Annotated in this window: 24 protein-coding genes; 12 read left to right on the top strand and 12 right to left on the bottom strand. The window is 70.9% G+C overall.

What is annotated here, in order from left to right; genetic code table 11:
* Positions 1-2: 2 nt before the first annotated feature.
* Both IT184_18355 and IT184_18350 read left to right on the top strand, forming a co-directional pair.
* Positions 3-1,034 carry a sugar kinase gene (locus tag IT184_18355; protein ID MCC7010780.1) on the top strand — a complete coding sequence of 344 codons (1,032 nt, stop codon included), beginning with the start codon at positions 3-5 and terminating at the stop codon, positions 1,032-1,034.
* Positions 1,035-1,058: 24 nt separating this feature from the next.
* Positions 1,059-1,838 (top strand): SDR family oxidoreductase, encoded by a 780-nt coding sequence (locus tag IT184_18350; protein ID MCC7010779.1) that lies wholly within the window; start codon positions 1,059-1,061, stop codon positions 1,836-1,838.
* Between the two features lie 21 nt (positions 1,839-1,859).
* Here IT184_18350 and IT184_18345 read toward each other — a convergent pair whose 3' ends face one another.
* From IT184_18345 to IT184_18335, 3 genes are all read right to left on the bottom strand, one after another.
* On the bottom strand, positions 1,860-2,327 hold the full coding sequence (locus IT184_18345; protein MCC7010778.1) for a nuclear transport factor 2 family protein: 468 nt from the start codon (positions 2,325-2,327) through the stop codon (positions 1,860-1,862).
* A 172-nt stretch (positions 2,328-2,499) separates the two neighbouring features.
* Positions 2,500-3,603 carry an aldo/keto reductase gene (locus tag IT184_18340; GenBank protein MCC7010777.1) on the bottom strand — a complete coding sequence of 368 codons (1,104 nt, stop codon included), beginning with the start codon at positions 3,601-3,603 and terminating at the stop codon, positions 2,500-2,502.
* 39 nt (positions 3,604-3,642) lie between these two features.
* Positions 3,643-4,005, bottom strand: a complete 363-nt coding sequence (locus IT184_18335) for a nuclear transport factor 2 family protein (GenBank protein ID MCC7010776.1) — start codon at positions 4,003-4,005, stop codon at positions 3,643-3,645.
* Between the two features lie 299 nt (positions 4,006-4,304).
* On the opposite strand from IT184_18335, the gene IT184_18330 reads away from it, so the two are divergent.
* Genes IT184_18330 through IT184_18315 form a run of 4 tightly spaced genes read left to right on the top strand, consistent with a single transcriptional unit; the run spans position 4,305 to position 6,764 of the window.
* Positions 4,305-4,925: a carbonic anhydrase gene (locus tag IT184_18330; GenBank protein ID MCC7010775.1), complete on the top strand. Its 621-nt coding sequence runs from the start codon at positions 4,305-4,307 to the stop codon at positions 4,923-4,925.
* Positions 4,925-5,833, top strand: coding sequence for an alpha/beta hydrolase (locus IT184_18325; GenBank protein ID MCC7010774.1), 909 nt, complete (start codon positions 4,925-4,927; stop codon positions 5,831-5,833). Before IT184_18330 ends, IT184_18325 begins: the two co-directional genes overlap by 1 nt.
* A gap of 20 nt (positions 5,834-5,853) precedes the next feature.
* A complete protein-coding gene (locus IT184_18320) occupies positions 5,854-6,195 on the top strand; it encodes a DMT family protein (GenBank protein MCC7010773.1) in 342 nt (113 codons plus the stop codon).
* Positions 6,196-6,203: 8 nt separating this feature from the next.
* Positions 6,204-6,764 carry a hypothetical protein gene (locus tag IT184_18315; GenBank protein ID MCC7010772.1) on the top strand — a complete coding sequence of 187 codons (561 nt, stop codon included), beginning with the start codon at positions 6,204-6,206 and terminating at the stop codon, positions 6,762-6,764.
* 3 nt (positions 6,765-6,767) lie between these two features.
* On the opposite strand, the gene IT184_18310 is transcribed toward IT184_18315, so the two are convergent.
* Positions 6,768-8,045: an MFS transporter gene (locus IT184_18310; protein ID MCC7010771.1), complete on the bottom strand. Its 1,278-nt coding sequence runs from the start codon at positions 8,043-8,045 to the stop codon at positions 6,768-6,770.
* Between the two features lie 100 nt (positions 8,046-8,145).
* Here IT184_18310 and IT184_18305 point away from each other — a divergent pair, with 100 nt between their 5' ends.
* Positions 8,146-8,421 (top strand): BMC domain-containing protein, encoded by a 276-nt coding sequence (locus IT184_18305; GenBank protein MCC7010770.1) that lies wholly within the window; start codon positions 8,146-8,148, stop codon positions 8,419-8,421.
* Here the strand turns inward: IT184_18305 and IT184_18300 are convergent.
* From IT184_18300 to thiO, 3 genes are read right to left on the bottom strand one after another with little or no spacing between them, the layout of a single operon-like run.
* Positions 8,411-8,881 (bottom strand): MerR family transcriptional regulator, encoded by a 471-nt coding sequence (locus IT184_18300; GenBank protein MCC7010769.1) that lies wholly within the window; start codon positions 8,879-8,881, stop codon positions 8,411-8,413. The two genes, IT184_18305 and IT184_18300, sit on opposite strands and share 11 nt — an antisense overlap.
* Positions 8,850-9,179: a 4a-hydroxytetrahydrobiopterin dehydratase gene (locus tag IT184_18295; protein MCC7010768.1), complete on the bottom strand. Its 330-nt coding sequence runs from the start codon at positions 9,177-9,179 to the stop codon at positions 8,850-8,852. Before IT184_18295 ends, IT184_18300 begins: the two co-directional genes overlap by 32 nt.
* A 25-nt stretch (positions 9,180-9,204) precedes the next feature.
* The gene (gene thiO / locus IT184_18290; protein ID MCC7010767.1) at positions 9,205-10,305 is read right to left on the bottom strand and encodes a glycine oxidase ThiO; all 1,101 of its coding nucleotides are present in this window, start codon (positions 10,303-10,305) and stop codon (positions 9,205-9,207) included.
* A 216-nt stretch (positions 10,306-10,521) separates the two neighbouring features.
* Between thiO and IT184_18285 the strand changes: the two genes are divergently transcribed.
* Positions 10,522-11,502 carry a hypothetical protein gene (locus tag IT184_18285; GenBank protein ID MCC7010766.1) on the top strand — a complete coding sequence of 327 codons (981 nt, stop codon included), beginning with the start codon at positions 10,522-10,524 and terminating at the stop codon, positions 11,500-11,502.
* A gap of 3 nt (positions 11,503-11,505) precedes the next feature.
* Here the strand turns inward: IT184_18285 and IT184_18280 are convergent, their stop codons facing one another.
* Both IT184_18280 and IT184_18275 read right to left on the bottom strand, forming a co-directional pair.
* Positions 11,506-11,973, bottom strand: coding sequence for a histidine phosphatase family protein (locus IT184_18280; protein ID MCC7010765.1), 468 nt, complete (start codon positions 11,971-11,973; stop codon positions 11,506-11,508).
* Positions 11,973-12,476 carry a glutathione peroxidase gene (locus IT184_18275; GenBank protein ID MCC7010764.1) on the bottom strand — a complete coding sequence of 168 codons (504 nt, stop codon included), beginning with the start codon at positions 12,474-12,476 and terminating at the stop codon, positions 11,973-11,975. The genes IT184_18280 and IT184_18275 overlap by 1 nt, the downstream gene beginning before the upstream one ends.
* 18 nt (positions 12,477-12,494) lie before the next feature.
* On the opposite strand from IT184_18275, the gene IT184_18270 reads away from it, so the two are divergent.
* On the top strand, positions 12,495-13,727 hold the full coding sequence (locus IT184_18270) for a TCR/Tet family MFS transporter (protein ID MCC7010763.1): 1,233 nt from the start codon (positions 12,495-12,497) through the stop codon (positions 13,725-13,727).
* Positions 13,728-13,730: 3 nt separating this feature from the next.
* Here the strand turns inward: IT184_18270 and IT184_18265 are convergent, their stop codons facing one another.
* Positions 13,731-15,044 (bottom strand): hypothetical protein, encoded by a 1,314-nt coding sequence (locus tag IT184_18265; protein MCC7010762.1) that lies wholly within the window; start codon positions 15,042-15,044, stop codon positions 13,731-13,733.
* A gap of 93 nt (positions 15,045-15,137) precedes the next feature.
* Between IT184_18265 and IT184_18260 the strand changes: the two genes are divergently transcribed.
* Both IT184_18260 and IT184_18255 read left to right on the top strand, forming a co-directional pair.
* Entirely contained in the window at positions 15,138-16,037 is a 900-nt protein-coding gene (locus tag IT184_18260) for a serine protease (GenBank protein MCC7010761.1), read from the top strand.
* A 74-nt stretch (positions 16,038-16,111) separates the two neighbouring features.
* Positions 16,112-16,432, top strand: a complete 321-nt coding sequence (locus IT184_18255) for a helix-turn-helix transcriptional regulator (GenBank protein MCC7010760.1) — start codon at positions 16,112-16,114, stop codon at positions 16,430-16,432.
* A 21-nt stretch (positions 16,433-16,453) separates the two neighbouring features.
* Here the strand turns inward: IT184_18255 and IT184_18250 are convergent, their stop codons facing one another.
* Positions 16,454-17,455, bottom strand: a complete 1,002-nt coding sequence (locus tag IT184_18250; GenBank protein ID MCC7010759.1) for a trypsin-like peptidase domain-containing protein — start codon at positions 17,453-17,455, stop codon at positions 16,454-16,456.
* 79 nt (positions 17,456-17,534) lie between these two features.
* Here IT184_18250 and IT184_18245 point away from each other — a divergent pair, with 79 nt between their 5' ends.
* A complete protein-coding gene (locus IT184_18245) occupies positions 17,535-19,505 on the top strand; it encodes a tetratricopeptide repeat protein (GenBank protein ID MCC7010758.1) in 1,971 nt (656 codons plus the stop codon).
* On the opposite strand, the gene IT184_18240 is transcribed toward IT184_18245, so the two are convergent.
* Positions 19,494-20,744, bottom strand: coding sequence for a glycosyltransferase family 9 protein (locus IT184_18240; GenBank protein ID MCC7010757.1), 1,251 nt, complete (start codon positions 20,742-20,744; stop codon positions 19,494-19,496). The genes IT184_18245 and IT184_18240 overlap by 12 nt on opposite strands.
* Between the last annotated feature and the right edge of the window lie 55 nt (positions 20,745-20,799).

Genomic DNA, 20,799 nt, shown 5'->3' with positions numbered 1-20,799 from the left:
CGATGGCCGCGCTGGTCGTGACCTTCGGCGAGATCATGCTGCGCCTGAAACCGCCGGCGCACGAGCGGCTGCTCCAGTCGCCGGCCTTCGAGGCGACGTTCGGCGGCGCCGAGAGCAACGTCGCCGTCGCGCTCGCGCAGCTCGGCACGGCGGCCGCGTTCGTCACCGTGCTGCCCGCCAACCCGATCGGCGACGCCGCGATTCGCGAGCTGCGCCGCGCGGGCGTCGACACGAGCCGCATCCGGCGCGCGGGCGACCGCGTCGGCATCTACTACCTCGAGGCCGGCGCGGCCCAGCGGCCGAGCCGCGTCGTCTACGATCGCGCCGGCTCGTCGATCGCCGTCGCGACGCCGAATCTCTTCGACTGGGACGCCGTGTTCGCCGGCGCCGACTGGTTCCACGTCTCCGGCATCACGCCGGCGATCAGCGCCTCGGCGGCCGGCCTGGCGCTCGAGGCCGTCCGTCAGGCGCGCTCGCGCCAGATCACCGTCTCGTGCGACTACAACTACCGGGCGAACCTCTGGAAGTACGGCAAGGACGCCCCGACGGTGATGCGCGAGATCGTGAAGCTGGTGCAGGTCGGCATCGCGAACGAGGAAGACTGCCAGCAGTCGCTCGGCATCGCGTCGACCGCCGATGCACGCTCGGGCCACCTCGACGCCGAGGCCTACCGCGCGCTGGCGGAGCGCGTGCTCGACGCGTTCCCGAACCTGGAGAAGCAGGTCATCACGCTCAGGGAGAGCCGCAGCGCCGATCACAACGTGTGGGGCGCCTGCCTGCACAACCGCCGCGAGTTCCTGCTCAGCCTCAAGTACGACATCACGCACATCGTCGACCGCGTCGGCAGCGGGGATGCCTTCGCGGCGGGACTGATCTACGGACTGCGGTCGCTCGCAAGCGACCGCGACGCCCTCGAGTTCGGCGCAGCCGCCGGGTGCCTGAAGCATTCGGTGCCGGGCGACTTCTGCCTGATCGGCCTCGGGGACGTGCAACGCCTGCTGCAGGGCGACGGCTCGGGCCGCGTCCAGCGCTGATTCACCCTTCACCGCGGAGTCACCATGGATTATCAGTTGAACGGCAAGCTCGCCTTCGTCGCGGCCGGCGCACACGGCATCGGCGAATCGATCGCGGATCTGCTCACCCACGAAGGCGCCGTCGTCATCGTCGCCGATACGGACGGCGACACGCTGAAAGAGAAGGCCGGCAAGTGGCACGGCGTCGTCGCGAGCGATCTCGCGACCGGTCCCGGCGTCGACCGGGCCGTGGCGCACGTGCTGGACACGTTCGGCCGCGTACCCGACATCCTGATCAACAACCTCGGGGTCGGCAACCCGTACAACCTGGAGGAGCAGACGGACGAGGGTTGGGCGGCGTCCATCCAGGTGAACCTGATGGGCACCGTGCGCATCTGCCGCGCGCTCGTCCCGAAGATGGCGGCCCGCGGCTCCGGTGCGGTGGTCAACACCGGATCGGATCTCGCCAAGCAGCCCGAGCCGGCGTTCCTCGACTACGGCGCCTGCAAGAGCGCGCTGCTCTACCTGACGAAGGCGATGGCCAAGCAGTACGCGCCAAAGGTCCGCGTCAACACCGTCCTCCCCGGGCCCATCTGGTCGCGGATGTGGACGCGTCCCGGCGGCATCCTCGAGCAAATCGTCGATCAGTACAAGCTGCCGCCCGACGATGCGGTGAAGCGGTTTCTCGAGGAGCGCCAGATGCCGATGGGCATCGGCCAGCCGGAGGACGTCGCCCACGCGGTCGTGTTCCTCGCGTCCCCGCGCGCGAAGTTCATCACGGGCGCGAGCCTCGACATCGGGGGCACGATCAGAGGGCTGATCTAGGTCGGGCGCCGTTCGGCGAGCCTACTTCTTCATCTTGATCTCGTCGGACCGGAACGTCGTCACCTGGGCGAACATCAGGCCGTCCTTCGTGACGTACGCGTCCGCGCCGAGATAGGGCTCGAGCAGGAAGTCGGCGGTCGCGCGCCACTGCACGTTGATGGTGTCGCCGACGGTGAACGCGTGCTCGGTGACGAACTTCAGCCCGCACAGGCCGCCCTCGCGCGCGGGCTTCACGAAGTTGCGGAAGAGATCGCCCACCGCCTCCCGGCCCTTGACGACCTGGCCGCCGGGCAGGAAGAACTCGACGGTCGGCGGGTACTGCGCCATCAACCGGTTCCAGTCGCACTTGTTGATGGCGTCGAGGTGCTCGTCCACGACGGCCTGCGCGCCCGGCTGCCGCTTGATTGGCGGCAGATCCGACGCCTTGGTCTGGGCCGAGACGGCAACGGCGCCGCCGAGCAGCATGAAGCTGACGATGTGCTTGATCATCACGTCCTCGCTGTTTCCGGAGGGCACTCGACGCCCTCGCGCAACCTGTCGATCTCAGGGCTGAACGCCTCGCGACGCCGCAGACGGCGCGCGCGCCCGTTTCGTCCTCGGAGTCCGAGCGCCGGCGCATCGTGCCTCGCGTGCGTGCACCGGACCCGCGCACGCCGGCGTGTCATGACGGCCGCCGGACGTGCTGCATGCTGCCGGCCTCGTCGCGGCTGCCGGACACGTCGCTTCGCCACTCCGCCGTGCGCATCGACGGCAACCGCGGGTTCCGCTCCAGGCCGAACTTGTGTTGGTGCCAGTACGGATACGGCTCCGGCAGCGCGCTCACGCCGTCGAGCTGCTGCATTTCGTCCGTGGTCAGGCGCCAGGTAGCGGCCGCGAGATTGTCGCGAAGCTGCGCCTCGTTCCGTGCGCCGAGGATGACGGTGGAGACGCCGGGCTTGCCCATCACCCAATTGAGCGCGACCTGCGCGGCGGAGACGCCCCGCGCCGACGCGATCTCGAGCATCACGTCCACGATTCGGTAGAGGCGCTCGCGGTCGATCGTCCCCGGCGCCTCGAGATCGGCCAGCCGCGTCTCCGAGGGCTGCGCGTCGCGGCGGAACTTGCCGCTGAGCAGCCCGTAGTGGAGCGGGCTCCACGCCATGATGCCGACGCCCTGGTCGAGGCCCATCGGCACCAGCTCGTGCTCGACGTCGCGGCAGACGAGCGAGTAGTTCACCTGCTGGCACACGTAGCGCGCCAGCCCATCCCGCGCCGAGACCGCCAGCGCCTTCATCACGTGCCACGCCGAGTGATTCGAGCAGCCGATGTAGCGGACCTTCCCTTGACCGACGAGATCGTCGAACGCGCGCAGCGTCTCCTCGACCGGCACGAACAGGTCGGGATCGTGCGCCATGTAGACGTCGAGGTGGTCCGTGCCGAGCCGGCGCAGGCTCGCCTCGCAGGCCGCGATCAGGTGCTTGCGCGACAGCCCGACGTCGTGCACGCCCGGGCCGGTCCGCATGAACGCCTTCGTGACGAGCACGAAGTCGTCGCGCCGGCCGGCCAGTGCCGCGCCGAGGATCTCTTCGGCGGCGCCGTAGGAGTACAGATCCGCGGTATCGATCACCGTGAGCCCGGCGTCGCGGCAGAGGTCGAGCATCCGCGTGACCTCCGGCACGCCGAGATTCCCCATGTGCTGGAAGCGATCGCGGCCGCCGACCGTCATGGTGCCGAGGCTGAGCACCGATACGGTCAGGCCGCTCGTTCCGAGTTGCCGCAGCTCCATGCCTCGCTCGATGCGCGCGTCGCGAGCGCGCGCCGGACGCTACCGGGCCGCCGCGGCCTTCGGCGTGATCTTGCCGGCGAAGAAGTGCGCGACGATCTTGCCGTTCTCGACGACGAACGCGTCCACCGCGCCTTCGTACACGTTGTCGGCGGTCTCGGCGTCCCAGAAGATGTAGGCGTGCTCGCCGTCCACGATCCGCTGCTTCAGCGTGAACGTCATGCCGGGCTTCCCCCACTCGACGAACAGGTTCTCGAACGTCGTGCGGAGCGCGTCGGTGCCGCGCACCGGCCCGCCGGGTGTGAACATCACCGCGTCGGCGGCGTAATCGGCGAGCACGCCCGGGACGTCCCGCTTGCCGAACGTGTCCATGTGTCGCTGCAGCACCTCATTCGTCACCGTCACATTCCCCTCCGCTGGCGCGGCCGTGGGCGCGGGCGCCTGCGACCCGCTGCAGGCGGACGCCGCGACGCTCCCCGCCAGCACGATACCTGCGAGCCCCTGCCGCAACCGTAGTCTCCAGCCGTTCGTCATCTCGTCTCCTCACCGTGTCGGGTTCCTGATGCTAGTGCGCGGCTCCCGGCGAGTCAACGCGGCGCGGACCGATCGGGACGCCTGCGGGTCACTTGGCCGCGCCGGCGAAGTCGATCACAATGGAACGCCATGCACACGGCACACCGCGATCCTTGCAGGCAGGGCGCCCGATGATCCCGGCAGCGGACGCGCTCGAGCGGCTGCGCGAAGGCAACCGCCGATTCGCAGCGGACGTCGTGAGCCGCGACGGCATCGCCAGCCCGAGGCGCCGCAGCGAGCTGGCCGGCGGCCAGCAGCCCTTCGCGATCGTCCTCGGCTGCTCGGACTCCCGCGTGCCGGCCGAGATCATCTTCGACCAGGGGCTCGGCGATCTCTTCGTCATCCGCGTGGCCGGCAACATCGTCGCGCCCTCACAGGTCGGCAGCGTCGAGTTCGCGGCCGAGCAGTTCGGTACGCGGCTGGTCGTCGTGCTGGGCCACTCTCGATGCGGCGCCATCCAGGCCACGCTCGAAGAGCTGCAGCGGCCGCGCGAGAACCAGTCGCGGAATCTCAAGTCGATCGTCGACCGGATCCGGCCGTCGGTCGAGCCGCTGCTCCACACCGACCTGCGGGAGCGGCGCGAGGCGCTCGTGGCCGAAGCCGTGCGCGCGAACGTTCGAGCCTCCGCCTCTCATCTGCGCTCGGGCTCGGCCATCCTGGAGCACCTGATCCTGAACCACGGCCTGCGCGTCGTCGGCGCCGAGTACTCGCTCGAAACGTCGCTCGTGGACTTCTTCGACGTCGACCTCTGATGAGCCGCTGGGTACGCGTCGCCGCCGGCGTCGCGATCCTGGCGATCGTGGCGGCCGGCGTCGCGCTCGCGTGGCGCACGCGGGCGGAAGCACATCGCCTGCTGACGAACCCGCTCGACACGCGGCCGCTGCCGGGCAAGCGCCCGATCGACTACGGGCTGCTCTACCAGGACGTGGCGGTCACGACGAGCGACGGCCTCCGCCTCGTCGGCTGGTACGTCCCGCCGCGCAACGGCGCGCTCGTCCTGCTCCAGCACGGTTACAAGTCGCATCGCGGCGAGATGCTCAACGAGGCCGCGATGCTGGCCCGGCACGGCTACGGATCCCTCCTGACGACCGTCCGCGGACACGACATGAGCGACGGCGATCTCATCACGTTCGGCAGCGGCGAGATGCGCGATCTCGAGGCGTGGCACGCGCTCGCGCCCACGCTCTCCGGCGTCGACGTCGGCCGCTTGGGCATCATCGGCAACTCCTTCGGCGGCACGCTCGCGATCGAGTTCGCGGCCGACCATCCCGCCCTGGCCGCCGTCGTCGCCAACTCGGCCTTTTCGTCGCTACGCGACACCGTCGAGACGAGCGTCAGGTACTTCACCGGCCTGCCGCCGTTTCCCTTCGCGCCGCTCATCACGTTCTGGGCCGAACGCGAAGCGGGATTCCGCACCGACGACGTGGACGCGAAGCGATGGATCGGCCGATTGAGCCCGCGGCCGGTCTTGTTGATGCAGGGTGGGCGGGACGTCGTCATCTCGCCCGAGAGCGGCCGGAAGCTGTACGAGGCCGCCCGGGAGCCGAAAACGCTCTGGTTCGCGCCCGACCTCGGCCATACCCGGTTCGACACCGCCGCGCCCGAGGAATACGAGCAACGGGTCGTGGGCCTGTTCGATCGCTACCTGCTCGGCCGATAACAGCTCAGGAGGATCCCGCCGTGCCAGTCGTCCTGCAGACCACGGGTCTGCTGCTGATTTCGAATCTGTTCATGACCTTCGCCTGGTACGGACACCTCCGGAACCTGAATCACCGGGCGTGGTACGTGGCGGCGATCGCGAGTTGGGGCATCGCGCTCTTCGAGTACTTGTTCCAGGTCCCCGCGAACCGGATCGGCTACACGACGATGAGCCTGTCGCAGCTCAAGATCCTCCAGGAGGTCGTCACGTTGTCGGTGTTCGTGCCGTTTGCGATGCTGTACATGGGCGCGCCGTTCAAGCTCGACTATCTCTGGGCCGGGCTCTGTCTCGTCGGCGCCGTGTACTTCATCTTCCGATCGTAGGAGTCGTCATGCGTCTCTTGCTCGCGTCCTCACTCTGTGCGGTGGGCCTGCTGCTCGCCGGCGCCGCGACGACGGCCGCCAACGGCGCGCAGGTGCTCGCGGGCGTGCAGGCGAACTGGAAGGATCTCGAGACCTGGTCACGGCCGGATCCATCGGCGCGCCAGAGCGAGCTGGGGCTCGGCCTGCACCCGATCGGCGGCGCGGTCGTCGCCTTTCTCGGCCGGCTGTCGCTGACCGATCCGAACCGTCCCGCCGCTGACGTCCGCGTCCACGTCGCTCCCGCGTACATGGCGAACCCGAACGTCCTGCGCAGGGCCACGCTCGTCTTCACCGCCGATCTCGGATCCGATCGGCCGGCCATCGTCGACGTCAGCGCCAGCTTGATCACCGACGACGTCTCGGCCGGCGGCATCATCCAGAACGCAATCGGCACGATGCGCGCGGCCGATTTCCTCCGGCTCGCTCGGGCCGAGCGGCTCGTCGCGAACGTGCTCGGCTTCGACGTGGCTTTCAGGCCCGAACAGATCCGCGCCATGCGCGAGCTCGCCGCGCGGCTGCACCTGCGCTGACCCTCACGCCCGCAGCCGATGGCGGGCGAACCGGAGCTGATATCGGCGGAGCTGCGGCGTCATCAGCGCGATCAGCAGCGTTGCCGCCAGGCACCCCAGGCCGCCGCTGATCGCCGAGAACCGCGGCCCGAGCGCCTGTGCCACCAGCCCGGCTTCCAGCTCGCCGAGCTGAGGTCCGCCCTGGAAGAACATCATGTTGATGCCCAGCATGCGCCCGCGGATCGCATCCGGCGTTTCCAACTGGCGGATGAGGTTGCGGATGATCGCGCTCACCGCATCGCTCGCACCCGTGAGCGCGAGGCACAGGAACGTGACCGCGAAGGACGTCGAGAGGCCGAAGACGATGGTCGCGACGCCGTAGCCGAGGATGGCGGCGAGCAGCACGCGGCCGTGCTCGCGCAGACGATGGCTGAGCGGGAGCAGGACGACCGTGGCCGCGAGCGCGCCAGCGGCCGGCGCCGCCGCGAGCACGCCGTACCCCCGCGCGCCGACGTGCAGCACGTCCTGCGCGAAGACCGGCAGCAACGCCATCGCCGACGCGAAGAACGTCGCGAAGAAATCCAGCAGCATCGTCGATCGGATCACCGGGTGCCGGAACACCCAGTGGAGCCCTTCGCGCGCCGCGTGCAGCAAGAACTGCTCGCGGGCCTGCGCCGCGGATCGATCCGACCTCGGCAGATCGCGCATCAGCAGCAGCGCGGCGACGACGAACAGGAACGAGACCGCGTTGACGACGAAGGCCCACCCGACGTTCGCCTGGGCGATGATCAGGCCGCCGAGCGCCGGCCCGGCGACCGACGTCGCCTGCACCATCGCGGAGTTCAGGTTGACGGCCTGCGGCAGGTGCTCGCGCGAGACGAGCGACGCCACCAGCGCGTGGCGCGCCGGCGGATCGAACGTCCCGACCGCGGCGCCCAGCGCGGCGAGCAGGTACACCGGCCACAGGCTACTGGCGCCGGCGAACGCGAGCGTCGCGAGCAGACCCGCCACGGCGGCGCCGCCGATCTGCGTGATGAGCATCAGCCGGCGGCGATCGAAGGCGTCGGCCGCCACGCCCGCCAGCATGGAGAACAGCACCATCGGCGCCGCGCGGACGAGCCCGACCATGCCGAGCGCCAGCCCCTTGTGACCCGGCGGCGCGACGAGCGAAACGTGCCACAGGATGGAGGCCTGCTGCATGAAGGACCCGGTGAACGACACGACGAGCCCCAGCCAGAGCAAGCGGAAGTTGCGGTAGCGAAACGGCGAGAACAACCCCGTGAGCATAGCGCGCGGCACCACGTCGTGCGCGCGTCGCCGCGGCGACGGATCTGGTAGAGTTCGGCTGGCGATGGCTCAGGATAAACCGGACAAACAGGACAAGAAGGACGCCCGCCAGGCTCTGCCAGGCGAAGCGCTCGGCATGGTCGAGACGCGCGGCTTCATCGGCATGGTCGAAGCGACGGACGCCATGGTCAAGGCGGCCAACGTGGTCTTCGTCGGGTGGCAGAAAGTGGATGCCGGGCTCGTCACCGCGATCGTGCGCGGCGATGTCGGATCGGTCAAGGCCGCGACCGATGCGGGCGCCGCGGCCGCCCGCAAGGTCGGCGAGCTCGTCGGCGTCCACGTGATCCCTCGGCCCGTCGAGGGCCTGCAGGACGTGTTCCCTATCGAGTAGCGTGTCGGCTGCCCCGTCGGCGCAACTTCGCGCGCGCCGGCACCGGCCGCAGCGGCAGCCCGTCACCGGTCACGAGCGGCTGCGCAGGATCGGCTAGCAGATCGAAGATGTGCCCCTGCCTGGTCCGCAGGTAGAGGCGCCGCCCGTCCGTCAGCAGCCGCAACTCCCCGGCATCGTCGAGCGTCTCGGACAGCCGGCGGCGGAAGTAGTCGCCGAGCGCGTCCATCGCCTGCTTCAGCACCGCAGGCGTGAAACCCCGGCTGCGCAGGTCGGCGAGCGCCATCAGCTCCAGCAGATCCACCGGCGAATACCGGCGCTCCGTGTAGCCGCCCTGGCCGGTCCGGCGCGACGCGATCGCAGACTGGAAGATCCGGGTCCGGTCCCAGCTCTGCAACTGGCGGGCCGTCAGGCCCGTCAGCGCGACGACCTCACGTGCGCTGTAGCTCGTCTTGAGACGCATGCACCCCGAACGCCTGCGCGATTCTGTCCGATTGCGCGGCGCCGGCGAAATCCTTTTCCGTGACGCCCCCGGCGCTGTGCGTGCTCCAACTCACCGTCACGCGCCGGTAGTTGACGAGGAGGTCCGGGTGATGGTCGGACGCTTCGGCGTCGAACGCGAGCCTCGTCACGAAGGCGATCGCGTCGGGAAACGAGGCGAACGCGTACCTGGTCGCGATCGCGCCGTCGCGCAGCGACCAGCCGGGACGCTCCCCCAAGCGTTGTTGAACCTGCGGTTCGTCGAGTCGGACATCCTGCATGGCAGACCTCCAGCGGTATCCCGAATCAGAGGAATCGGTTCGGCGACGTGAGCGCGAACGCCGGATCGTCCGTGCCGTCGAGCAGCCAGCCGCTGACGAGCTCCGCCGTCAACGGCGCGAGCAGGATGCCGTTGCGGAAGTGCCCGGCCGCGACGACCACGCGCGGCGCGCGCGCGACCGGACCGATCAACGGCAACCCGTCCGGCGACGCCGGACGCAGGCCGACGCGCACCTCGTCGAGCGCCGCGCCTGCCGAGTCGGGCAGCAGATCCGCGACCGCCGACGTGAGCGCCTGCACGCCGGCCACCGTGGCGCGCTCGTCGAACCCGACGTCTTCCGCCGTCGCGCCGACGAGCAGCGAGCCGTCGGTCCACGGCACCGTGTAGCACCGCGGTCCCCAGACGATGCGGCTGGGACGTTGCGGTCCGGTCCACCGCAGGTGGAGCAACTGACCGCGCACCGGGCGGACGGGCAGCGCGGCCAGGTGCTGCACGCGGACCCGGCGCGACCAGCAGCCGGCCGCCAGAACGACGGCATCGGCCGACAGCCGCCGGTCTTCGATCTTGACCTCGACGCCGTCGCGCATGCACTCCACGCTGGCGGCCTCGACCGGCGTTTCGAAGATGGCGCCGGCCAGGCGTGCACGTTCCGCCAACGCGCGGACGAGCGGCTGCACACCGACGAAACCGTGCGGACGCGTCAGGAGCGCCGCCACGGCGCGACCCGCGACGGCCGGCTCGCAGCGCCTGACCTCGTCGCCCACGAGCAGATCGGCATCACAGCCGGCTTGCTGCAGCGCCGCTCGGTCGGCGTGCAGCCGGCCGGCTTCCTGCTCGTCCAGCGCGACTTCCAGCGTGCCGGTGCGGGCGTATTCGATCGGGAGGCCCGTGGACGCGCGAAGCGACGCGATCCAGTCGTCGAACAGCGCCAGGCTGCGGGTGCCCAGCTCGAGGACGCGCGCGTCCCCGTGCGCCTCTTTGAATGGCGCGAGCATCCCGGCGGACGCCTGCGACGCGCCCGCGCCGACGGCCCGCATCTCGAGCACCGAGACGGCGGCGCCCCGGCCCGCCAAGGCATCCGCCACGGCCACGCCGATGACGCCCGCGCCGATGACGATGACCTTCACGATGAGCGTCTCACGGATGCGGCTCCTGGACCGGTCGAGCGGAGGGCGCGCGTTCGGCCGATCGCCTCTCTGTGATGGGCCGGATCCACAGACAGGCATCAGCGGGCCTGTGCGCGCGAGGTGACGAATCATTGTCCTCCTCGCTGCGGCAGGGCGCAACGGGTGCGCGGCACGCGCTTTCAGTGTTACGGTACGCGCCTTGCTCCAGGGGACATCGTGATCTCTCCCAAATCGCTCATCGTCGGAGTGGTTGGGGCCGGATGCATCGCGGCAGCCGGCCTCGGCGCGTATCTCGCGGTTCGCACCGGCAACTCGGCGCCGTACGCGGCCCCGGCCGCGGCCTCATCGGCCGGTCCCACGTTGCCCGGCGGCACGACCGCCGAGGCCGAACCGGCCGCCGGGTCGTCCACGTCCGCACCCGCGGCGTCGGCCCCGGCTCCTCAGACGTCGCTTCGGGCTCGCGCCGCGCGTCCGGCGGCCAGGGTGGCGGCCGCGCCTCCAACGCCGGAGGCCGCCGCGATACCGCCGGCGCCGCCGTCTTCGCCAGCGTCCGCCGCTGAGCGGCCGCTCTCGGCGACAGAGGCCGCGTCGCCGTCTGCCTCCGACGCGGACGCCGTTGCTCAGCCCGTCGTCGTCGCACCAGCCGCCGCGCCAGCGGCGCCAGCGTTCGATGAAGTCACCGTCCGAAGCGACACGGTCATCGGCATCCAGCTCACGTCCACCGTCTCCAGCGAGAGCGCCAAGATCGAGGACCGTGTCACCGGCAAGGTCGTCCGCGACGTCACCGTCGACGGCCGCGTGATGATTCCCGCTGGCGCGCTCGTCGACGGTGCGGTCACGTCGGTGCAGCGGGGCGGCAAGTTCCACGAGCAGGCGAAGCTTGGCGTCCGCTTCACGTCCGTGCAGCTCGGCGACTTGCGCGTGCCGATTCAGACCGAGACGATCATCCGGCTGGGCGAGGCGCCGACCGGCAAGGCCGCATCGAAGATCGGCGCGAGCGCCGCGATCGGGGCGGTCATCGGCGGCATCTTCGGGGGCAAGAAGGGTGCGGCGATCGGCACGACGGCTGGCGCCGCAGGCGGCACGGCGGCCGTGATGGCCGGCGACGCCAAGGAAGCCGTGCTCGCGGCGGGCACGCCGCTCACGCTGCGTCTCACCGCGCCCGCGACGTTCGAGATCGAGCGCGCCGCCCGCTGACGCTCACGTCGCCGGCGGCGCGATGCGCCATCGCTCGACGTACGAGCCCTCGTCGCCGCGGTCGAGCAGCACCATCCCGTGCGGCGGGAAGTCCGTATCCGCCCGAACCAACCGTCGCAGCAGCGCCGGCATCAGCGGCATGTGGCTGACGAGCGCCACCATCTGAGTCTCCCCAGCCAGCATGGCGCGCACCCACTCGGGCGAGTCCTCCGGCCGCAGGCCGCGAACGGCGCGCAAGACCGCGCGGGGATTGCACGCGAACAGCAACGCTTCAGCCGTCTCGCGCGCGCGAAGCTTGCCGCTGTGCCAGATGACGTCAGGAACGAGGCCGGCGCGTTTGGCGTAATCGGCCAGCCACGCCGCCTGAGCTCGTCCGGCTGCCGAGAGCGGCCGCTGAGGATCGACCTCCGGCCCAACGGCGTCCGCGTGGTGCACGAGGAGCACCGCCGCTCGTGGGTGCTCGCCGCTCATCACGCCGCCGACGCCAACGCCGCGACGACGTCGGGTTCGATCGCGGCCGGCGGCTTGCCGGGCGCGTACCGCCGCAGCACCGCACCCGCGCGGCCGACGAGGAACTTGGTGAAGTTCCACTTCACGCGATCGGATCCAAAGATGCCTTTCTTCTGCGCCTTCAGGATCCGGTACAGCGGATGCGCGCCAGGCCCGTTCACGTCGATCTTGCTGAACATCGGAAACGTCACGCCGTAGACGCGCGAGCAGAACGCGCGCACCTCGGCGTCGGTGCCGGGCTCCTGTCGGCCGAACTGGTTGCACGGAAATCCCAGGACGACGAAGCCGGCGCGGCGGTGCGCGCGGTACAGCGTCTCGAGGGCCGCGTACTGCGGCGTGTGACCACAACGGCTGGCGACGTTCACGACGAGGAGGACGCGCCCTCGATAGCGCTCCATCGTGAACAGATTTCCGTCGATGTCCCTCACCTCGATATCGTAGAGGCTTTGCGAGGGGGAAGGCATGCGTTTCCGGATGCTAGCATGACGACAGCACGCTCCTCGGGCACGCGCCAGGCCGCGGTTGCCTTCATCTTCATCACCATCCTCCTCGACATGCTGGCGCTCGGGATGATCATCCCGGTGCTACCGGTGCTCATCGAGGAGTTCCGGGGAGGCGACACGGCATCGGCCGCGCGGACCGTCGGGCTCTTCGGCACCGTGTGGGCCGGCATCCAGTTCTTCGCGGCGCCCGTGCTCGGCGCGCTGTCCGATCGGTACGGGCGACGGCCGACGATCCTGCTCTCCAACCTCGGACTCGGCGCCGACTACCTGCTCATGGCCTTGGCGCCGTCGCTCGGCTGGCTGTTCGTCGGGCGCGTGCTCTCGGGGATCACGTCGGCGAGCGTCCCCACGGCGTTCGCGTACCTCGCGGACGTCACGCCCGTCGAACGTCGCGCGCACGCGTACGGCGTCATGGGCGCCGCGTTCGGCATCGGGTTCATCGTCGGGCCGGCGCTCGGCGGCGTGCTCAGCGTGTTCGGACCGCGCACGCCGTTCTGGGTCGCCGGGGCGTTCAGCCTCGCCAACGCGGCCTACGGCTACTTCGTGCTGCCGGAGTCGCTCGACGCCGCACATCGGCGGCCGTTCTCGTGGGCGCGCGCGAATCCCATCGGGTCGTTGCGGTTGTTGCGGTCGCACCACACCCTGGTCGGGTTCGCGGCGATCCACTTCCTCTATCACCTGGCCCACCAGTCGCTGCAGGGCGTCTTCGTGCTCTACACCGACTACCGCTACGGCTGGACGAGCACCACGGTCGGCTGGGCGCTGGCCGGCGTGGGCGTCTGCTCGGCCATCGTGCAGGCGGGCCTCGTCGGCCGTGTCGTCTCGGCGATCGGCGAACGGCCGGCGGTGCTGTTCGGCCTCTCCGCGGGCGTCGTCGGCTTCGCGATCTACGGCCTGGCCCCGACCGGCGCCGCGTTCGTCGCGGGCATTCCGATCATGTCGCTCTGGGGATTCTACGGTCCGGCGGCGCAGGGTCTGATGACGCGCCGCGTCGGACGCTCCGAGCAGGGCGCGTTGCAGGGCGCGCTCGCCAGCATCCAGATGGTCACCGGCCTCATCGGCCCGGCGCTGTTCGCCGAGACGTTCGCCGCGTCGATCAGCGGCCGCGGCTGGAACCTCCCGGGCATGCCCTTCCTGCTCGCGTCGGCGCTCCTCGTCGCCAGCGTGTTCGTCGCGATCGCCGCGACACGTCGCACCGCGGCGGCGGCCTGAGCGTCAGGCGCCGCCCATGTTCGGGTTCGAGATCGTCACGCCGCGCTTGACGAGCACGCGATCGCCTTCCTTCCAGAAGAAGCTCACCACGCCGTCCTGCGAGACCACGAACGCGGCGGTCTGCTCCGCCGCCCCCACGCACCGGAGCGCGGAGCGATGCCGCATGCCGAAGCTCTCGCCGTCCACCGCCGGCCAGGCCGCGCCGCGTTGCGCATGGCCGGTCACCTCGTAGGCCGGCACCGGCCGCGACGCGTCGACGACGATCTCCGCGCCGAAACCGAGCACGCGCAGGTCCGTGCACACGATGAGCGCGCCGTCGATGGCGCTGAACTGCGCGACGACGTCGGCCGCCGTGGCCAGGTCGTCCTCCGCGATCGTGGTCGCATCCTGCAGGTGCGGCAGGTCCGCGTCGGGCACGCGTCCGCCCTCCGGCTGCGCGCGGGCGCGCCGCGCGTCGACCAGCGCATGCCGCGCGTTGACCAGCGCGACGAAGCGATCGGGCAGCACGCTGTTGCGCTCGTCGACGTCGAACTTCATCCGCACGGGCAGCGACGATTCCGCGCCGGGCGCCGTGACGAGCAGCGTGCCGCCGTGCCCGTGCGACTCGAGGCCGCTCACGAGCGCCAGCACGGTGTTGAGCAACGCCGTCCACTCGAAGTCCGACGTCTCCCGCGCAGGCTCGCGCGTCGGCCCGACGATGCGCGGCCGCAACTGCTCCACGCCCCGCGTCAGCAGATCGCTGATCGGCAGGAACTCGAGCTCGGAGAACGCCAACTGATCCTGCAGGCTCCCGGACTTCAGCGTCGCGAGCTTGATGCCGCCCCGGTAGATGTGCAGCTCGCCGGCATCGCGGACGTCGACGAGCAGCGCATACGGCGCCGGGCGCTGGTAGATGGACCGGCCGCGCCGCGCACGCACGAGATTGGCCCCGATGTTCAGCACGCCGGCAATCGTGCAGTCCGACGCCTGCCCTGCCGGATCGCACACCACCAGCATCGCGGCGTTCGACGGCGCCACCGCGGGCGCCAGCGAGCGGATCGCGTCGCAGGTCAACCGCCGCCGGTTCACGAACGGGATGATCGGCACCGGCTCCGACTCGCCTTCGCGCAGCACCCGCACGTCCGGCGCGCAGCACAACGTGAACTTCAGCGTCCGCCCTTCCTCTCGCGCGAAGCTGGCGAAGAAGGCGGTCTCCAGGATGTACCGCAACTGCGCGATCGGCGGCAGCGGGGGCGCGGGGCGATCGTGACGGGCGACGAACGTCGTCCATCGGCTGAGCACCTGCTCGGCCAGGTCCGCCGGAAATGCGTACGGCATCGTCCGCTACGATAAGAACTCCCGGATCGGATTGTCCAGCGACCCGCCCATCCGGGTGATCCGTGACGACCGGCCGGATGTCACGATGGCCGCATGAACGCCATGTCCCTCAGCGGCTTCTCCGAACAGCTCGCCGATCTCGTCGACCGTGCCTCCGCGTCGGTCGTCCAGGTGCAGGGCCGGCGACGGCCAGCCAGCGGCGTGGTGCTCCACCCGGATCTCGTGGTGACGACGACACGCGCCATCGGTCAGGAGCGCGGGCTCCGGCTTCGAACCTCGGACGGCACCGCACACGATGCCGAGCTGCGTGGTTGGGATCCTGCGACCGGCCTCTCGTTGCTGAAGGTGACTGGGGCGCCGCTCCAGCCGTTCGAGGCCGAGGCGCCGCCGCCGAGGACCGGTCACCTGATCGTGGGCATCGCGCGCTCGTGGAGCAACGTCGTCACCGCGACGTCCGGCATCGTCGCGATCGTCGGCGGCCCGCTGCCAACCGGCCCCGGCCGCGCGATCGAGCGGGTGATGCGCACGACCGCGCCCATGCACGGCGGATTCGCGGGCGGTGCCGTGCTCGACGTGTCCGGCCGGTTCGCCGGCGTCGCGACGGCCCAGGCGATCCGCGGCCTCGCGGTGGTCATCCCCGCCGACATCGTCGGCCGAGTCGCGGCCCGGCTCGCGGAGCACGGCACGCCGCGCCGCGGCTACCTCGGCATCGCCGGCCAGGCCGTGCGCCTTCCGCCGGGTCAGCAGGACGCACGATCGCCGCAGCGCGGACTGCTGATCGTCGGCATCTCGCCCGAGAGCCCGGCCGAGCGCGCCGGGCTGATGGTGGGCGACGTCATCGTCCGCTTCGACGCGCAGGCGGTGGAATCGCCCGTGGACCTGCTGGCGCTGCTCGACGACGGGCGCGTCGGACGCGAGGTCGGCGTGCGCCTGCTGCGCGGCGGCTCGACGATCGACGCAACCGTCATCGTCGGAACGCGTCCACATCCTTGATGCGCGTCGTCCTCGTGGGTCCGGCGGGAACGCGCGAGCGGCTTCGGCCGTCGCTCGCGGCCGCGGGCTAGAGCATCGCGGGGGAATTCGAATCGCTGGCCGCGGCACGCCGCGCCGGCGTCCGGGCCGACGCCGTGCTGCTCGCGGATCCGTCGAGCGGGCAAGAGGAGCTCGCGGCCCGTGCGGCACCGCCGGCGGACCCGTTGACGCCGCGAGAGCTCGAGGTGCTGACGCTCATGGCTGACGGGCTGCCGAACAAGGCGATCGCCGCGCGGCTCGGGATCAGCGATCAGACCGTGAAGTTCCACGTCGCCGCGATCTGCGGCAAGCTCGGCGCACGCAACCGCACCGGTGCCGTCCGGCTCGCGCTGGCCGAGGGCCTGATCGCGATCTAAAGTCCCGCCGCGGCCGTCGCGTCAGGCGGGCCAGTCTCCTCGCGGCACGACCGTGACCCGGTGCAGCTCGCCCATCCTGATCACGCCGAGCTCGGCCGGCCGCCCGATGCGGTCCGCGTCGAGAAGGCGGTGCAGCTCGTCCACGCCGCCGATGGGGACGCCGGCGAAGCTCACGACGATATCCCCCTGCCGCACGCCGGCAGCGGCCGCCGGCCCGCTCGGCTCGACGGCCATCACACGGATGCCGCTCGACGTGTGCAGTTGATGCGCGCGCGCCAGGGCGCGGCCGACGGGCACGCGCTCTCCCGCCACGCCAAGGTAGCTGCGGCGCACGCGTCCTTCCTGCAGCAGGTGCGAGACGACGAAGCGCACGATGTTGCTCGCGATCGCGAACGACAGCCCCTGCGCGCCCATGATGATCGCCGTATTGACGCCGACGACGTGACCGGCGGTCGTGACGAGCGGGCCGCCGGAATTGCCGGGGTTGAGCGCGGCGTCCGTCTGGACGATCTCGTCGATCAGCCGGCCCGTGCGGCCGCGCAGCGACCGGCCGAGCGCGCTCACGACGCCGCTCGTGACGGTGCACTGGAAGCCGTACGGGTTGCCGAGCGCGACGACCACCTGGCCGACGCGGATCGACGACGAGTCGCCGAGGCTGACCCATGGGAACGGTCCGCCGCTGATGCGCAGCACCGCGAGGTCCGTCGCGGGATCGTCGCCGATCAGGTCCGCGTCGTGCCGCTGCCCGTCCTGCTGTATGACCTGGACCGCGGCCGCTCCGTCGACGACATGGCTGTTGGTGATGACGAGACCGTCGGGCGCGAAGATGAAGCCGGATCCGGCGGCCTGCCCGTCGCGCGGCGCCGCTGCCGCGTCGCGCCGGCGGCGTGCGACCTCGACGCCGACGACCGCGGGGCTGACGACGTCGACCGCGCCGATGACCGCGCGGGAGTACGCATCGAGCAGATCGACGTCGTCGCTCGCCGGCTGAGATCCAGGCACCTGCGGTCCCCACGTCGCCATGGATCCATCCTACGGATCGGCGCAACGAGCCGCCTCACCCGTTTGGGGAGGCGCCGAATGCGTGTGGTAGCCTCACGCGATGGCTCGGGCGAATCGCCGCCGCCGAGCGCGTGAACAGCCAGCCGCGCCGCGCGATGTGTTCTCACCGCAGCCCGTCCGCCGCTGGCCCGCCGCCCTGCTGCTGATCTGGATCGCCCTCGTCTACAGCCCATCGCTCTCGAACGGCTTCACCTACGACGATCCGGACGTCGTCACGCTCGCTTCCGGTCTGCTGAGCGATCCAGGACAGATCGGCCGCCTGTTCTCGTCGGACTACTTCCGCCTCTCGAATGAGTCGACGTACCGGCCGTTCGTCACCTTCACCTACATGGTGGACTGGCAGGTCGGCGGCGGCCGGCCCTGGGCGTTCCATCTGCACAGCGTGCTCTGGCATCTGGTGGCAGTGTCTTGTCTCGTCGCGCTCCTTCGACGTCTCGGCGCGAGCGACGGATTCCGCTACGCGTCCGCCGGCCTCTACGGCGTGCATCCGGCTGTCACGGAAGCCGTCGACGCGGTGGCCTTCCGCGAGGACGTGCTCGTCACCGCCCTCGGCCTCGTGACGCTTCTGCTCGTGACGGGCGATCGGCCGCGGCCGCGCGCGTTGCGGCTCGGCCTCGGCGCGCTGGCCATGACGCTCGCGTTGCTGGCGAAGGAGTCCGCCGTCGTGCTGCTGGCGCTCGCGCCGCTGACCTTCTGGGCAATGGCGGAGCGGCGCAGAGCCGGCTCGTGGACGCCCCGCGCGCAGCGCGTCGAGTACCTCGTGCTCGCAGCTTGCACGCTCGCGTACGCCGTCGTGCGGTTCGTCGTCTTTCCGGCGAGCAGTGTTTACGGCATCCGCATCGGCGACTCGCTCTTCGCGTCGCTCGCGACCGGCGCGGTCGCCTTCGGCTATTACGCCGGGCTCCTGCTGTACCCGTTCGCGCTCTGTGCCGACTACCGCGGCGTCGTCCCGTTCGTCACCTCTGCGCTCGATTGGCGGCTCTGGTTGGCGCTCGTGGCGCTCGTCGGCCTGAGCTACGCCGCGTGGCGCTGGCGGCGACAGGAGCCGCTCGGATTCTGGGGCTGGTCCTGGTTTCTCGTCGCGCTGCTCCCAGTGTCGAACCTCGTGCCGATTCCCGCCTTCATGGCGGAGCGGTTCCTCCATCTCCCGTTCGTCGGCCTCGTCGTGGCGTTGGCCGCGACCGTGCGGCAAGTCATCGTGCGAACGGCCCGAAGCCCGCGACCGATCGTCGCCGGCGCGGCGATCGCCACCTTGCTGCTCATGAGCGCCGTCACGTGGCGACGTCACGCGGCTTGGTCGTCGGACGAAGGGCTCTGGGCCACGACGCTTCGCGATCACCCGACGTCGCAGGGCGCTCTGCACGGCTACGGCTCCGCGCTGATCCAGCAGGGCCGATATGCCGATGGGATGGCATACCTGCAGCAGCTCCTCCAGGATTCGACCGTCGGCCGCGAACGGCGCGCCGCGGTCGCGATCGAGCTCGGCGCGGCCTACGACAGGCTCGGGCAACCCGACGCCGCGCGTCGCGCCTTCGAGCAGGCGCTCGCGGCCGCGCCCGACGTCCGCGCGCATCTTGGGCTCGCGATGATCGCGTACCGAGCCGACGAGCTCGACGACGCGAAGCGGCACGCCGAGGCGGCAGTGCGGCTGCAACCGGACTCCCCAGAAGCTCTGGGTGCGCTCGGCGCGGTGCTCTCGAGGCTCGGGCGGCGTGCCGACGCCATCGCGGCCTGGCGCGAAGCCGTCCGCGTGCAGCCCTCGCTCGCGTCGGCGCACGCGAACCTCGGCGTCGCGCTCGGCGCCGAGGGAGACGTCGACGGCGGGATCGCGGCACTCGACCGGGCCCTCGCGCTCGATGCCGGCCAGGCGCCGTGGCATCTCGCCATCGCGAGGTTGCTCATCCGCCGAGGCCGCACCGACGAAGCGGTGCAGCACCTGCAGACGGCGTTGCGGCTCGATCCCGGATTCGAACCGGCGCGCGACGCGCTGCGGGCGTTGTCAGCTCGCTGAGCTCGCGGCGGCCCGCCGCGCGTCGAGGATGCGCGTCGTCAGCGCGAACACGTCATCGACCGTGATGGCCTGCATGCACCGGTTGTCGCGGCAGCTCGTCTGGCGGTTGTTGTACGCGTTCACGCACGGGCTGCAGGCGATGCCGGCCCACAGCGGATGCGTGCGATCGCCCAACGCGGCGAAGAGCGCCGGCGTCTCCGGCCCGAAGAGCACGATGGCGTCGACGCCGGTGAGCGCCGAGAAGTGGCCCGGACCGCTGTCGTTGGTCACGAGCACGTCGGCCAGGTCATAGAGCACGAGCAACTGCCCGAGCGTCGTGCGGCCGGCCATCGACACGCACCGGGCCGAGCCGACACGGCGCGCCAGCGCGTCTGCCGCCGCCGCTTCGCCGGGAGCGCCCGTGAACGCGACGGCGACGTCCGGATCGCGGGCGACGAGCCGCTGCGCGAGCTCGACGTAGTTGTCGGAGGCCCAGCGCCGCAGCGGCAACTGGTCGCTGGCGTTCGGGTTCAACAGCACCAGCCGATCGCCGCGGCGGACGCCGAGCGCGTCCAGAATGGCGCGCACGCCGGTGTGCTCGCCCGCACCCGGCGTGAACCGTGGCAGCGGCGGCGTGTCCGGCGGCACGAGATCGAAGGTCGGGAACGCCCGCGGATCGGCGTCGATCGCCATCACGAGGAGCGTGAACAACCGGCTCGTGTGAAGGTGCGGATTGTAGAGCACGCGATGCGTGAAGAGATCCCCGCGATACGGACCGTCGTTGAAGAACCCGTGGAGGCCGACGCGCCGCCGGCAGCCCGTCAGATACGCGATCACGGCCGACAACCGCGTCAGGAACTCCAGATCGACGCACGTGTCGATTCGGCGCCGCCGGATCTCGAGCAGCCGCGCGAGGCCGCTCGCGAGCAGCGCGATCGGCGACGCCGTGCGGACGGTCAGCACGTTGTCGCGCGGGATGAGATCCAGCGCGTCGAGGATGAACCGGTTCTCCTCGAAGACGAGGAAGTAGACGTGGTCGCGCCCGACCCGCGCGACGGCGCGGCTGATGGCGTCCCGGGCGAGCACGGTCGATCCCTGCTCGGCCAGCTTGATGAACACGATGCGCTGGGGATCGCGCGGCGGCGGCGTGCGGACGAGATCGACGAGACGCCGCCAGCCCGTGAGCACGAGGCACGCGGGCACGCCCGCCCATCGATCCAGCCGCTGCAGCAGCCGTACGTTGCCCGTTACGCGAGCCATCCGTGTCGAGCGGGCATCAGGCGGCCGCTGGGCGCCGCCGGGCGAGGCGCGCGGT

The sequence above is a fragment of the Acidobacteriota bacterium genome (genome assembly GCA_020853395.1).
Classification (GTDB): Bacteria; Acidobacteriota; Vicinamibacteria; order Vicinamibacterales; family SCN-69-37; genus JADYYY01.
This window is presented reverse-complemented; position numbering and strand designations above follow the sequence as displayed.

What these genes read in the sequence shown, in the direction of transcription:
- IT184_18355 (MCC7010780.1), top strand. Translation starts at nt 3, where the DNA reads ATGGCCGCGCTGGTCGTGACCTTCGGCGAGATCATGCTGCGCCTGAAA.
- IT184_18350 (MCC7010779.1), top strand. Translation starts at nt 1,059, where the DNA reads ATGGATTATCAGTTGAACGGCAAGCTCGCCTTCGTCGCGGCCGGCGCA.
- IT184_18345 (MCC7010778.1), bottom strand. Translation starts at nt 2,327, where the DNA reads ATGATCAAGCACATCGTCAGCTTCATGCTGCTCGGCGGCGCCGTTGCC.
- IT184_18340 (MCC7010777.1), bottom strand. Translation starts at nt 3,603, where the DNA reads ATGGAGCTGCGGCAACTCGGAACGAGCGGCCTGACCGTATCGGTGCTC.
- IT184_18330 (MCC7010775.1), top strand. Translation starts at nt 4,305, where the DNA reads ATGATCCCGGCAGCGGACGCGCTCGAGCGGCTGCGCGAAGGCAACCGC.
- IT184_18325 (MCC7010774.1), top strand. Translation starts at nt 4,925, where the DNA reads ATGAGCCGCTGGGTACGCGTCGCCGCCGGCGTCGCGATCCTGGCGATC.
- IT184_18315 (MCC7010772.1), top strand. Translation starts at nt 6,204, where the DNA reads ATGCGTCTCTTGCTCGCGTCCTCACTCTGTGCGGTGGGCCTGCTGCTC.
- IT184_18300 (MCC7010769.1), bottom strand. Translation starts at nt 8,881, where the DNA reads ATGCGTCTCAAGACGAGCTACAGCGCACGTGAGGTCGTCGCGCTGACG.
- IT184_18295 (MCC7010768.1), bottom strand. Translation starts at nt 9,179, where the DNA reads ATGCAGGATGTCCGACTCGACGAACCGCAGGTTCAACAACGCTTGGGG.
- IT184_18280 (MCC7010765.1), bottom strand. Translation starts at nt 11,973, where the DNA reads ATGAGCGGCGAGCACCCACGAGCGGCGGTGCTCCTCGTGCACCACGCG.
- IT184_18275 (MCC7010764.1), bottom strand. Translation starts at nt 12,476, where the DNA reads ATGCCTTCCCCCTCGCAAAGCCTCTACGATATCGAGGTGAGGGACATC.
- IT184_18270 (MCC7010763.1), top strand. Translation starts at nt 12,495, where the DNA reads ATGACGACAGCACGCTCCTCGGGCACGCGCCAGGCCGCGGTTGCCTTC.
- IT184_18265 (MCC7010762.1), bottom strand. Translation starts at nt 15,044, where the DNA reads ATGCCGTACGCATTTCCGGCGGACCTGGCCGAGCAGGTGCTCAGCCGA.
- IT184_18260 (MCC7010761.1), top strand. Translation starts at nt 15,138, where the DNA reads ATGAACGCCATGTCCCTCAGCGGCTTCTCCGAACAGCTCGCCGATCTC.
- IT184_18250 (MCC7010759.1), bottom strand. Translation starts at nt 17,455, where the DNA reads ATGGCGACGTGGGGACCGCAGGTGCCTGGATCTCAGCCGGCGAGCGAC.
- IT184_18245 (MCC7010758.1), top strand. Translation starts at nt 17,535, where the DNA reads ATGGCTCGGGCGAATCGCCGCCGCCGAGCGCGTGAACAGCCAGCCGCG.
- IT184_18240 (MCC7010757.1), bottom strand. Translation starts at nt 20,744, where the DNA reads ATGGCTCGCGTAACGGGCAACGTACGGCTGCTGCAGCGGCTGGATCGA.